Here is a 12,263-nt window from a genome sequence, read left to right on the forward strand (position 1 = left end):
GCGACGTGCTCAGCAGCGTGGTGCACCTGACGGAAGGGTTCTGGGAGGATTCTCCCGACCTCCTCGCGTGGGTTCAGGCGGTGGCCGGGCGCGCCCTGACCCGGTCCGGGTTGCCGGCATCGGTCCTCCAGGATATTCACGCCTTCCAGGCAAGAACAGGCCCGCTGTCCCCCTGACGTGCTGAAATAACGCCCATGACTGAGCCGCTGCTGCCTGCCCGATACCGCGTGTTCGCGCCGCCTGGAGATCAGGGCGGCAAACTGGTCTCGGTACAACCCGCCGCTGGAGAGGAGGCGTCTACGCAGGCCGCTGCCACGGGCACGCCACTGACGGCCTTCGTGGAAGCCGTGGAATCCAGTCTGGTCACACTGCGCCTGTTCACACCCACCCGTGAAAAAGGGGCGTCGGACTCGGGCGCTATTGCCGCCCTCGCCGCGTTGCAGAGCCGGGTTCCCGATGCGCTGGACGTGCAGATGGCCGGAGAAACGCAGGCCGCGCAACTGTGCGGCGGAGAGTGGCTCCTGATGCAGGGTGACGTACGCGTGCAACCTGCCGAAGCAGACCTCAGCGGACTGGGACTCGGCCTATGTCCGGTGTGGGTCACCTCCGCCGGCCGGCCGAATCTGGCAGTGCAACTCCCGGATCTGGATACACTGACCAGCTTCGTCCCCGGCGAGCGGCCCATCGCCGAGCTGAACCGGGCCACCGGAACGTCCGGTCTGCTGCTCTTCACGACGGGCGGCGCGGCCCATGTCGGCATGGCCCGGGCCGACGTGAGCTTCCGGGCCTTCGGGCCACTGAAAGGGTTTCTGGAAGACGCCGCCAGCAGCAACATGTTCGCCTGCCTGACCGGAGTCCTGAGCGTGGCCGGGCTTCTGCCGGACAACGCCGACGTGATTCGCGGCGCCCAGCTGATGCCCGGATCTCCCGCCCGGCTGACCGCCCAGTTCACCCCGGCCCCCGACGGAGCGCGCGGCGTCTGGGTCGGTGGGAGCGCCGCGCCGGTCAGTCCTTGAGGGCGGTCAGCCGGGCGGGGCTGGCCGGGCTGCGAAGCGACGCCTCGCTCTCGGCAGTGCTGGCCGGCGTGGTGGCGCTGATCGTCAGTGTGGCCAGCAGCATCGGCCTGCTGGTCTCGGCGGCTCAGGACTTTGCCCTTGATGCCACGCAGACCGCGAGCTGGCTGACCTCCAGTTACCTGGCGATCGGGCTGGGGACCCTGGCCCTCTCGTGGCGGTTCCGTGCCCCGGTGCTGCTGGCCTGGACCACCCCGGGGCTGGCTGTCATTGCCGCCGTCGCCGCCAGTGGTCAGGCGACCTTTCCCGAGGTGCTGGGCGCCAGCGTTCTCAGTGCACTGGTCATGATCGGTCTGGGCGTGACCGGGGCCTTTCAGGCCGTCACGTCACGTATTCCACCGGCGCTGGCCGGTGCCCTGCTGGCGGGCGTCCTGCTGCCTTTTATCCTGAAGACCTTTCAGGCCCTGCCGGCTGCCCCGGTGCCGGTCGCGGGGATGATTGCCGTGTTTCTCGCCGGGCGGCTGTTCTTTCCCCGCTGGGCCGTGCCGGCGGTGCTGGTTACCGGCGCCCTGCTTTCCGTCGTAACCGGACAGGTCGGCAGCCTCTCAGGAGGTGGCCCCGGCGCACTGCTGCTTCAGAAGCCGAGTTTTGAGCCCGGAACGATGCTGGCCCTGGCGGCGCCCCTCACGATCCTGACCCTGGCCTCACAGCAGTTGCCCGGAGTGGCCGTGCTGCGTGAGTGCGGATACGGCCGGGTACCAGTCTCGCCACTCATCACCTGGACCGGGGTGGCCAGTCTCATTTCGGCACCGTTCGGGGCCCATACCACGAACCTCGCAGCCATCACGGCGGCCATCGCTGCCGGTCATGAATCCCACCCGGACCCGGCGCGGCGCTGGGTGGCCTGCATCAGTGCGGGTGTCCTGTACGTGCTGCTGGCACTGGGAGCCGGCTGGGTGCTGGGCGCGGTGGGCGCCATTCCCGGACCGGTTATCGCGGCGCTGGCTGGCCTCTCGCTGGTGGGGACAGCCCTGAGCAGCCTCAGCACGGCCCTGCATGACGAGTCCTGGCGCGAGGCGGCCTTTGTGACGCTGGTGGTCACCGCCAGCGGCGTCACATTTCTCGGCATAGGCAGCGCGGTATGGGGCCTGCTGGCCGGTGGAGCACTGGCCTGGACTGGCCGCCGGCTTCTCCGCTAGGACATAGCGGGCATTTCCTTTGCTCTGGTCTATCCGCTTTGCAACGCGGCTTCCTGCGCTTGCCAGTGCCCCTGCGTAGACTGGCAGGCATGGAGTTTCTTCTCGACCTTCACCCCGATGCCTATCCTCTGGAGGGCTTCCGGCGGCGCCAGCTGCTGGAGTGGGTTTTCGTGCAGGGAGTCGGCACCTTCGATGCCATGACCAACCTGCCTGCCGAGGCCCGCACCGAACTGGCCCAGAACTATCATCTCAACCCTTTCCGCGAGATCGAAACCGTCCGCAGCACAGACGGCAGCGTGAAATACCTGTTTACCCTGGCCGACGGCCGCCAGATGGAGGCGGTGTACATGCCCTACCTGGACCGCAAGACCATCTGCGTCTCCACGATGGTGGGCTGCCCGGCCCGCTGCGCCTTCTGTGCGACAGGAGCCATGGGTTTCGGCCGCAACCTGACCCCCGGCGAGATCGTCGCGCAGGTGCTGGCGGTGGCTGGCGGCGAGGGCATCGGCCCGCGCGAAATCCGCAATCTGGTGTTCATGGGCATGGGCGAAGCCATGCTGAACTACGACAACACCATGCAGGCCGCACGTATCCTGCTGCATCCTCTGGCGCTGGGCATGAGCAAGCGGCGCGTGACCCTGTCCACGGTGGGCATCGCCAAAGGCATCCGGCAGCTGGCCACCGAGGACGATTTGGGCATCAAGCTGGCCATCAGCCTGCACGCGCCTGACGAGGAAACCCGCCAGCGCATCATTCCGACCGGGGCGGCCAATTCGATTGCCGAGATCATGGCGGCCGCGCGCGACTATCAGGCAGTCACGGGGCGGCGTATCACTCTGGAATACACCATGCTGCGCGGCATCAACGACCAGCTCTGGCAGGCAGATCTGCTGGCAGATGTGCTTCAGGGTCTGGTCAGCCACGTCAACCTGATTCCCATGAACCCCTGGGACGGCAGCGGCTTCGAGAGCAGCACCGAAGACCAGATCCAGGCTTTCTACGACACCCTGGAAGCGCGCGGGGTGGACGTCAGCGTGCGGCGCTCGCGCGGTAAGGATGCCGGGGCCGCCTGTGGACAGCTGGCACTGAGGCGTCCGGGTGCGGTAACCGGCGCAGCCTGAACTTTCTTACTGAAATATCGGCCGGATTGTGGATCACTACTTCACAGTCCGGCCGGCCCATATGAGTAAGGGTTAGGAAAGGCATTAATGGTACCCTACAGGCGTTTCCGCATCTCAGGAGGCTTCGACGTGACGCACCCCAAACGCACAATTATGCTTGGCCTTCTTCTCGGCCTGACGACCCCTTCCAGTGCACAGGGCCTGGTCGAGGTCGTAACGACCACCAGCATTCAGAACACCCTGCTTCAGACCCCCACTGTTTCGCCCACCGTGCCCAAGGTGCCTGCTCCCGCTGCTGCGCCCGCAACTCCGGCCGATGCGGCCCGGCCGGCTGTGGCCATCACTCCCCTGACCGACGCGCAGCGCACTCTGCTGGCCCAGGCTCAGGCAGCCTTTCAGGCTGGGCAGTATCCCCTGGCCCGCAGCGCTTTCGAGCGCCTGATTGCCCAGAACTACACGCATCCTGACGCGCATTTCGGGCTGGCCCTGACCCTGCTGGCCCAGAACGACGACAAGGGGGCCGCGTTCGAGTTCACCCAGTTTCAGGCGCTTGCCCCGGGCCGCTACGAGGGTCCCTACAACCTGGGAGTCATCGCCACCCGCCAGGGCCGCTTTGAAGAAGCCCTGCGTCTGTACACCGCAGCCCAGGGCCTGATGAAAGATCAGGCGCCGCCCGCTGCGCAGCGGCAGGTGCTTGAAGCTCTGGCGACCGAACAGACCCGCCGGCGCGACTACGCCGCCCTGACCACCACACTCGAAGGCGTGACCACGCTGGAGCCCGGTGACCTGAATGCCCAGTTCCGTCTGGCACAGGCGCGGACCCTGAGCGGACAGGGGACAGCTGCGCTGCCCGGCGTCTATGCTCTGCTGCAGCGTGCTCCCGCACGCGTGGACGCGGCCCTGCTGCTGGCTGATATTTACGTCACCCAGGGACTGCCCGACCGCGCCCTGCGGGAACTTGACGCCGCTGCCGGGCGTGTGACCAATGGCGGAGACCGCGCCCAGCTGCTGCTGCGCAAATCCGACATCCTGGCGGCCCGCGGCGACACCCGTGGCGCTGTATTGGCTGCCCAGGACGCTACGCGCGAGGATGCCCGCAATGCGCTGGCATTCGCCCGCCTGGGAGAACTGCGCGCCCTGCGCGGCGACCGGCCCGGAGCGCTGACGGCCTACCAGGGTGCTGTGAGACTTGCTCCAGATAGTGCGGCCTACCGCACGGGACTGGCCGCCGTCCGGCTGTCACTAGGTCAGGTTGCACAGGCAGCCAGGGACGCGGCCCAGGCGCTGCGCCTCTCTCCAGACGCCGCCACGCTGGCCCGCGCACTGTACGTGCAGGGCGTCAGCGCCTACCAGCAACGTCAGTACGCCCAGGCCCGCACCGCCCTGCAAAGCAGCCTGCGGCGTGCGCCCAGTGCCGACGCGGCGCTCTGGCTGGGCCTCAGTGCCTATGCCCAGAAAGACTATGCGGCTGCTGCCAGCGCCCTGGCCGAGAGTGTCAAGCTCAACCCCACCATTACTGCGCGCCAGAATCTCGCCTCTGCCCTGCTGGCCACTGCCCGCTACCCCGAGGCCGAAGCCATCGCACGCGGTCTGGTCACCGAGTCACCTCGCAACGCCGAAGCCTGGTACCTGCTGGGTCTGGCGCAGCGCTCTCAGCAGCGCACTGCTGAATCCAGACAGTCGTTCAAGTCGGCGTCCAATCTGGGCCACTCCAAAGCCCGAGAGGCCCTGAAATGAGCGGCCCCAACGTGGCCGGACGCCGCCCCTCCCCTGGAGTGGCACGCCGGTGGCCTGATCTGATGATCGGTGTCCTGGTCCTGCTGCTGCTGGGTGGGTTCGGCGCACTGCTGTTGCGTGACGACGGCCCCTCCTCAACGGTTACTGCGTCGAACGAAACAGAATCCACCGTCACTGCCCCGGCTGCCGAAGCCGAGATCCCGGCTGCTCCTGGCACTGAAGGCGTCACGGTCACGCCTCCCAGCGAGCCCACCGAAGCGGCGACACTCCCGACCCAGCCAGCATCTGCCGGGGAGGAGTCTGAGACAGCGCCAGGAGGGGCGTCCACGACTGAAGTGCCAGCCCCCTCGGCCTCAGGCAACTCGGCACCTGCGCCCGCCGCACCCGTGGCCACTGAGACTAAGCCCAACACGGACCCGGTGGCTGCGGCGCCTCTGAAGCCAACACCCGTGCCCACTGAGCCAGAAAAGAGTGAGGTGCCCAGCGCGACCACCTTGCCCGAAACTCCGGCGGCGCCGGTCACGCCCCCTGTGTCCTTACCGACTGACAACAGTGCGGCAGGCACCACCACCATCACTCCAGCCGCGCCGAACGCAGCAGCACCGGCTGTACCGAATGCCGTACCAGCGACGGAGCAGCGTACCCCCCTGCGCAGTGACTACCGCATCAGCCTGGGCAGCTTTGCCACCGAACAGACGGTGCGTACCCAGACGGCCGGCGTCAGCGGACTGGGCTATACCGTGCACCCGATAGATCTGGGCGGCCAGTTCGTGGCCCAGGTCGGCCCCTACGCCGACGAGGCGACCGCTCGCCGGGCCCTCGCTGATATCCGGCGCGCCTTTCCGAGTGCCGTGCTGTATCCGCCGCGCGGCGTCAGCCTGACCGGAGAGACGGCTCCAGCAGCTCAGACCCCTACACCCGCATCCACCACACAGACACCAGCGGCTCAGGCGCCCGCAGCTCAGGCTCCGGCCGTTCGGACGCCCGCTCCCGTACCAGCCAGCAGAGCTGCGGCAGCCACACCGGCCCCTCCTCTGCCAGTGCCCGCCTCTCCCGAGGCCGCTCCGGCTCCTCCTCTGCCGGTACCCACCACATCCGAGACCGCATCGGCCCCGGCAGCCAGCCGCCCCACCTACCTGCAGGTTGGCGCCTTTGACCGGGTCGAGAGCGCCCAGACCCTGGTGGAGCAGCTGCGTAGCCAGGGTTTCATGCCCAGCGTCAACGCACCGGAGGGCCGCAAGGTCACGGTGCTGGTCGGTCCCTTCAGTGGCACGGCCCTGACCGACGCCGAGTCGAAACTCAGCTCTGCTGGTCACGACTCGTTCCGGGTCCGTTGACATGGCCGACATTCCCACCGCCGCCATCAGTCGCCTCGTCACCTATCTGCGCATTCTCGAACAGCTTGAAGCGCAGGACATCAGCCGCACCAGCAGCACCGACCTGGCCGAACGCGCCGGTGTTACCGCCTTTCAGGTGCGCAAGGACCTGGCCTACTTCGGGCGCTTCGGTACCCGTGGCATGGGATACACGGTCGCCATCCTCAAACGTGAACTGGTTCGAGTCCTGGGGCTCAACCAGACCTGGAACGTCGTGATCATCGGTACCGGGCGTCTCGGTCAGGCCATTGCCAACTACCCGGGTGCCAGTGATTACCAGTTTCAGTATGTGGCTCTTTTCGACGTCAACCCGGCGGTCATCGGCCAGCAGATTCGCGGGTTGACGGTGCAGCACATGAACGATCTCCGCTCTTTTGTGGCCGTCAACCGCGTGGATATGGGCTTTCTGGCCGTGCCTCCCGACCATGCCCAGGACGCAGCGCAGGGTCTGGTGGACGCAGGTGTGCGGGGCATCCTCAACTTTGCCCCCGTTGTCATTCAGCCCCGGACCCTGGAGCGGGCAGGACAACACGAACTCAGCGAGGAATGGCGCAATGTAATTGTCGAAAACGTCGATTTCCTGGCCGGCATGAAACGTCTGGCCTTCTATATCCTCAACCCTCACCTGAAAGACGCCCCCAACTCGGAGGACCAAGAATGAAGAAACTCGCCCTGCTTTCCCTGCCCCTTTTGCTTGCTGCCTGCGGTGGCGGCAGCGCTCCCGGGGCCTCGGTCGTTACCGTGACTGCTGACAAGACCACGGTGACCATGACCCCCACCGATACAGGCGGTACGACCACCTTTACTTTTACCAATAAGGCCGGAAGCCGTGAAGCCACCATCAACTCCGCTACCCTGACGTGGACCGATCCCACGACAAAGGCCGCGACCACGCAGACCGTGAATGTGGCTGCGTTTACTCTGCCGGCTGGTCTTACGTGCGCAGCAGTGGCAGCCAACCCCAGCGCCAGTTGCAACTTCAACGATGCAGGCACAACTTACGGAGACCGCACACTCACGCGGACCATCACCAACTCCGAGTTGTTTGGCAAGGTGCTGGCGGCCAACCCCAGCGTGACGGGGCTGCCTGTCACGGTGCAGTTCAACAATGCCAATGCGCTGCCTTTCACCTTCACATCTGTGGCCGCCTCCGAAGGTGGTGGGGTCGTAACGGCACCGCCCAAGCCGGCCATCATCGTGAACAACTCGAGCTATCAGACCAATCCAAGTACTCCTATCAGCAACACGCTGAGCGTGACGGTGTCTGCGGGTGCAGCAGCAGGAGTAGGTCTGAAGCAGCTGATCCTAGAAGTGACGGATGCTAAGGGCATCGTAGACACGACCACATACTCCAGCACTCAGGAAACCGTTACGTTCAACATCGACACCACGAAATACCCAGACGGCGCTCTGAAGCTTCGCGCAATCGCAATCGACGCCCTGGACCGTCGGGGGGAGACCGCGAACATCACCACGGTGAATGTCGCAAACCAGGTCAGCCCCAGCATCCGCCTTACGAATCCTGTGAATGGCGGCGAGGTGACAGGGATTACACCTATCGTGGTTCAATTCCAGCAGAACAACACCCCCTTTACATTCGTGGACGGCAAGACCACCATCGAAGTTGTGGATTCGGGTGACCGTATCATCACCGTGCAGCAGGCCGACATCGTTAAGGTGAATGATGGCCTTTGGGAAGCCCGCAGTCAGATCGACCTGAATTCTCCCCAGTACATTAATGGCACCTACACTTTGCGCGCCAAAGCGAATGTCCAATTGAGTGGGGCTACCAGCGCCAGCACCGTCATGACTGCCAGCACCTTTGTAAACAAATCCCGCGTTGACGAAGCACCGGCACTGAACATCCTCATGCCCGCTTATTACGGGGGCTCCAATACCCTTCGTCCTGTCCTCACTCGTAAGAGTGCCGTCGTGGTTCAAGCCAGCGACAGCAACAATGTCCGGCAGATCAACCTGCGGTTTGTCTGTAATCCGGCTGAAGTGCTGCCCGGTCAGAACTGCAATACCAACGTGTATAGCTACAATATTCCAGTGAACAAGGCAGGCATTCAGTACCGCCTTTTCAACACTGGGGTGTTAATGGACGGTGAACCTTATCTTCCTGACGGCTATTACACCATGCGTGCGACTGCCACCGACGATACGAACTTCAGCAGCTTCCGCGAAATGAAGGTGGAAGTGAATCGCGCGAAGAATGGCATTGCGGGTTTGGGCTACAATCGTGCAACCACCTTTGAGCTTGCTGCGAGCAAGCTAACTCCTGCAGGTGCTCAATGGCAGATTGACGGTGAGACTGTCAATGAAACTCGCATTATTGAGCTGTTCTACAACTCTAATGCAGATGGAATCGCCCGTGAAATTCCCTCTGCTATTGGAATTGATACCTCTAGAGCTGGTGGTTCGGCCATTACCAGTGGGCGGGTAGTTTTCCCGGCTGCCGGCACGTATGCAACTTCGTTCGTTGTCCAGGACATGACCACGGGAGTCGTAGAGTTCTACGACGGCGCAAACATCATTGCGACTCCGAAACCATAATTTGGACTCGAACAGGAAGGAGGCCACTACTACGGTAGTGGCCTCCTTCCCTCTAGTCTCAGTACTTAATCGTGTACTCCGCGAAGCCGTCATCACGCGTGCGCAGAAGGCTGGCACCCGTGGGCAGGTATTTCTGAGCATTCGGGCTGCTGACGTAGAGGAGCGTCGCGCCTGGGATCGGCGTGAGCTTCCAGTTGTTGTCGGCCGTCGGGTTAATGGTCTTCTGCTCGGTAAAGTACTTGACCAGCGCCTCGCGGGTCTCGTCGGGCGCCTGAAGGACAATATTCTTCCCGTTCAGTCCGGGGAAGGAGCCGCCGCCGCTGGCCCGGTAGTTGTTGGTGGCGATCACGAACTGTGCAGCCGGGTCAATGGGCTTACCCTGGTACTGCAGGTTCTTGATGCGGCGGGCATTGGGGTTGGCGACCTCACCCTTGCTGTTGTAGCGGTTGGGCTGGGTCACGTCGATCTCGTAGGTCACACCATCGATCACGTCGAAGTTATAGGTGGGGAAGGTTTCATCCACCAGCGCCTGGGGCTCTTTCTTGCTGGGGTCGATCTGCTTGAACTGCCCCGCGCTTCGCTCCAGCCACTCCTGAATCTGGGCGCCCGTAACCAGCACGGCCTGAACCGTGTTGGGGTACACATACAGGTCAGCCACGTTCTTGATGGCCAGGGTGCCAGTGGGGATGTCGGTGTAGTAACTCGCACCGGCGCGGCCGCCAGCCTTGAATGGCGCCGCGGCAGACAGCACCGGCAGGTTCTTGTACTGGGTGGTGCTGAGCGCCGCCTTGACGTAAGCGGTCTGGGCGTTGCTGACCAGCTGCACGCTGGGGTCGTCCTGCATCAGGGCCCAGTACGAGTTGATCGGAGCGGTGAGGTCGGCCACCTTGCCGCGCACATAGGTCAGGGTCCGTTCGTGGGCCTGCTTGACTGCCTCTGCGACCTGGGGATCAGGCTGAACCAGGTTCTTCTTGGCGGCCTTGTCCCAGATGGGACGGATGCTGCCCTGAGCGTCCGCGATGGTCCACTTGCTGGTGGCCCGGTTGAAGTTCAGTTTCAGGTCGGCCACACCCAGATTGTTGCCCCAGAAGCCGGGCATCAGCACGACCTTGCCGTTGATGGTGCCCTTCTGGAGGTTCACACCCGGCAGGTCCTTGAAGGTGGCGCTGGGGAATTCCAGGTGGCTGTGGCCGGTCAGGACCACGTCGATGCCGTTGACCTTGGTCAGCTCGGCCCCGGCCTGCTCCTGCCCGGCCACGTAGTCGCCCCGGTTGATACCGGTGTGGGCCAGCGCCACGATGATGTCGGCACCCTGTGCCTTCATCTGCGGCACGAACTTACGCGCCGACTCCATGATGTCCATGACCTTGACCTTGCCTTCGAGGTGGGCACGGTCCCAGTTCATGATCTGGGGAGGCGTGAAGCCGATCACACCGACGTTCAGGATGTACGGGCGGCCCTGGGTGTCATACACGGTCTTGCGCTGGACGACGTAAGGCGTGTAGCGGTTGGTGCCGTCGGGGTTGAGCACGTTGGCGTTGACATACGGCATCGGCGAGGTCTTCAGCACGCGGTCAAGGTAGTCCAGGCCGTAGTTGAACTCGTGGTTGCCCAGCGTCGCGCCATCAAAGCGCAGGGGCCGCATGGCCTGGTGCATGGGGTGCAGCTGACCATTCTGGACCGGGGCCACGCGGGCCGCCACGTCGCCCAGCGGGTTGCCCTGGATCAGGTCGCCGTTGTCGAACAGCAGGGTATTGCGCTTCTGCTCGCGGGCCTGCTTGATCAGGGTGGCGGTGTATTCCAGTCCAAATTCACCAGTGGGCTTGTCCTGGTAGTAGTCGTACCCAAGCGCAGCGGTGTGCAGGTCGGTGGTTTCGAGGATACGCAGTTCCACGGTCTGCGCGCCGGCCACGCCTACAAGCAGGGCGGTCATCAAGGCAAGATATTTTTGCACGCCCATTAGCATACGCCGGGATGTCATGGCAGTGTCTACAGCCGGACGTGTTCGCTGGTCAGTTCCCGGGCCGCGCGCACCCCCATGAGACCTAGCGTGAGGTCAAGTTCGGCCATCACGTTCTGAATCACCTCGCGCACGCCGGCTTCTCCTGCCAGGGCCAGCCCGTAGACGTAGGGGCGTCCGATCAGCACGGCGCGGGCGCCAAGTGCCAGGGCCTTGGCCACATCAGAACCGGTGCGCACCCCACTGTCGAGCAGCACCGGCAGGTCGCCCGCTGCTGCCACCACGGCCGGCAGCATGTCCAGGGCGGCCACCTCGCCGTCGATCTGACGGCCCCCATGATTGCTGACGATCAGCCCATCGACTCCACGGGCCCGGGCCTCGCGGGCGTCGTCCGGGTGGAGGATGCCTTTCAGAAGGATGGGCAGCCCGGTCCACTCGCGCAGGTGGCTGACATCGTCCCAGCCCAGGTCCGGGCGGGTATAGGTGCCGGTAAAACGGGCAGCACCGGCGCGCATCTGGCTCAGATTCAGGCTGTATTTGCGGCCTCTGGTGCTCAGTTCCGCAGCGGCCCGCAACAGTGTAGGCGTCCGCGCCGGCTGCAAGGCCGGGGCTGGCAACGGTGAATCCAGCCGGGAGCGGAAGACAGGGTCGCTGAGGTACTGCGCGATGCCGCGCCCGCGCAGAAATGGAAGACTTCCCAGGTCCAGATCGCGGGGGCGCCAGCCCAGCAGGGTCGTGTCGAGCGTCAGGATGATGGCCTGCGCCCCGCAGGTCTCGGCCCGGCGCACAAACGACCGGGTGACCTCGTCGTCGGTGCCCCAGTACAGCTGAAACCAGCGGGGCGAGTCTCCCATCGCCGCCGCGCAGTCCTCCATAGGCACGGACGCCTGCGAGCTGAAGACAAATGGAACCCGTTCGGCCGCTGCTGCCCGCGCCACGGCCAGATCCGCTTCCGGATGCGCTGCCTCCAGCACGCCGATGGGCGCCAGCAGCAACGGGGCAACCAACGTGTGTCCCAGCAACTCCACACTCAGGTCCCGGTCCCGGCTGCCGCTCAGCTGGCGAGGCAGCAACCGGACCCGCTCAAAGGCGGCGAGGTTGGCCCGCATGGTGCGTTCAGCCCCGGCGCCCCCGGCAATGTAGGCAAAGTCTGCGGCATTCAGCCGCGCCTGGGCTGCCGCCTGCAACCGTTCCGGAGCGACAGGAACGGCGGGGCGCTCTCCGCCCAGGCCTCGCACGTACACCTGTGTCTGCCGGGACCTGCCCGGCCCAGACCCGATCTTTGTCATGGCTCAGCATAA

10 protein-coding genes are annotated in these 12,263 nt (G+C 64.7%); 8 read left to right on the forward strand and 2 right to left on the reverse strand.

What is annotated here, in order from left to right:
• Positions 1-5: 5 nt before the first annotated feature.
• The 8 genes from IEY49_RS21325 to IEY49_RS02795 all read left to right on the forward strand — a co-directional run bounded on the left by IEY49_RS21325 (position 6) and on the right by IEY49_RS02795 (position 9,002).
• Complete coding sequence (locus IEY49_RS21325; protein ID WP_229780595.1) at positions 6-176, forward strand: hypothetical protein; 171 nt, start codon at positions 6-8, stop codon at positions 174-176.
• Positions 177-194: 18 nt separating this feature from the next.
• Positions 195-1,016 carry a PhzF family phenazine biosynthesis protein gene (locus IEY49_RS02765; RefSeq protein ID WP_189004357.1) on the forward strand — a complete coding sequence of 274 codons (822 nt, stop codon included), beginning with the start codon at positions 195-197 and terminating at the stop codon, positions 1,014-1,016.
• A complete protein-coding gene (locus tag IEY49_RS02770; protein ID WP_189004359.1) occupies positions 1,013-2,212 on the forward strand; it encodes a benzoate/H(+) symporter BenE family transporter in 1,200 nt (399 codons plus the stop codon). The genes IEY49_RS02765 and IEY49_RS02770 overlap by 4 nt, the downstream gene beginning before the upstream one ends.
• An 89-nt stretch (positions 2,213-2,301) precedes the next feature.
• On the forward strand, positions 2,302-3,333 hold the full coding sequence (gene rlmN / locus IEY49_RS02775) for a dual-specificity RNA methyltransferase RlmN (RefSeq protein WP_189004361.1): 1,032 nt from the start codon (positions 2,302-2,304) through the stop codon (positions 3,331-3,333).
• 129 nt (positions 3,334-3,462) lie between these two features.
• Positions 3,463-5,070, forward strand: a complete 1,608-nt coding sequence (locus IEY49_RS02780; RefSeq protein WP_229780596.1) for a tetratricopeptide repeat protein — start codon at positions 3,463-3,465, stop codon at positions 5,068-5,070.
• Positions 5,067-6,407 (forward strand): SPOR domain-containing protein, encoded by a 1,341-nt coding sequence (locus IEY49_RS02785; protein WP_189004364.1) that lies wholly within the window; start codon positions 5,067-5,069, stop codon positions 6,405-6,407. The genes IEY49_RS02780 and IEY49_RS02785 overlap by 4 nt, the downstream gene beginning before the upstream one ends.
• 1 nt (position 6,408) lies before the next feature.
• Positions 6,409-7,107: a redox-sensing transcriptional repressor Rex gene (locus IEY49_RS02790; RefSeq protein ID WP_189004366.1), complete on the forward strand. Its 699-nt coding sequence runs from the start codon at positions 6,409-6,411 to the stop codon at positions 7,105-7,107.
• Positions 7,104-9,002, forward strand: coding sequence for a hypothetical protein (locus tag IEY49_RS02795; protein WP_189004368.1), 1,899 nt, complete (start codon positions 7,104-7,106; stop codon positions 9,000-9,002). The genes IEY49_RS02790 and IEY49_RS02795 overlap by 4 nt, the downstream gene beginning before the upstream one ends.
• A 58-nt stretch (positions 9,003-9,060) precedes the next feature.
• Here IEY49_RS02795 and cpdB read toward each other — a convergent pair whose 3' ends face one another.
• Positions 9,061-10,968 carry a 2',3'-cyclic-nucleotide 2'-phosphodiesterase gene (gene cpdB, locus IEY49_RS02800; protein ID WP_189004814.1) on the reverse strand — a complete coding sequence of 636 codons (1,908 nt, stop codon included), beginning with the start codon at positions 10,966-10,968 and terminating at the stop codon, positions 9,061-9,063.
• Between the two features lie 23 nt (positions 10,969-10,991).
• Positions 10,992-12,251: an alpha-hydroxy-acid oxidizing protein gene (locus IEY49_RS02805; protein WP_189004370.1), complete on the reverse strand. Its 1,260-nt coding sequence runs from the start codon at positions 12,249-12,251 to the stop codon at positions 10,992-10,994.
• Positions 12,252-12,263 lie beyond the last annotated feature (12 nt).

It is taken from the genome of Deinococcus malanensis, from assembly GCF_014647655.1.
GTDB lineage: Bacteria > Deinococcota > Deinococci > Deinococcales > Deinococcaceae > Deinococcus > Deinococcus malanensis.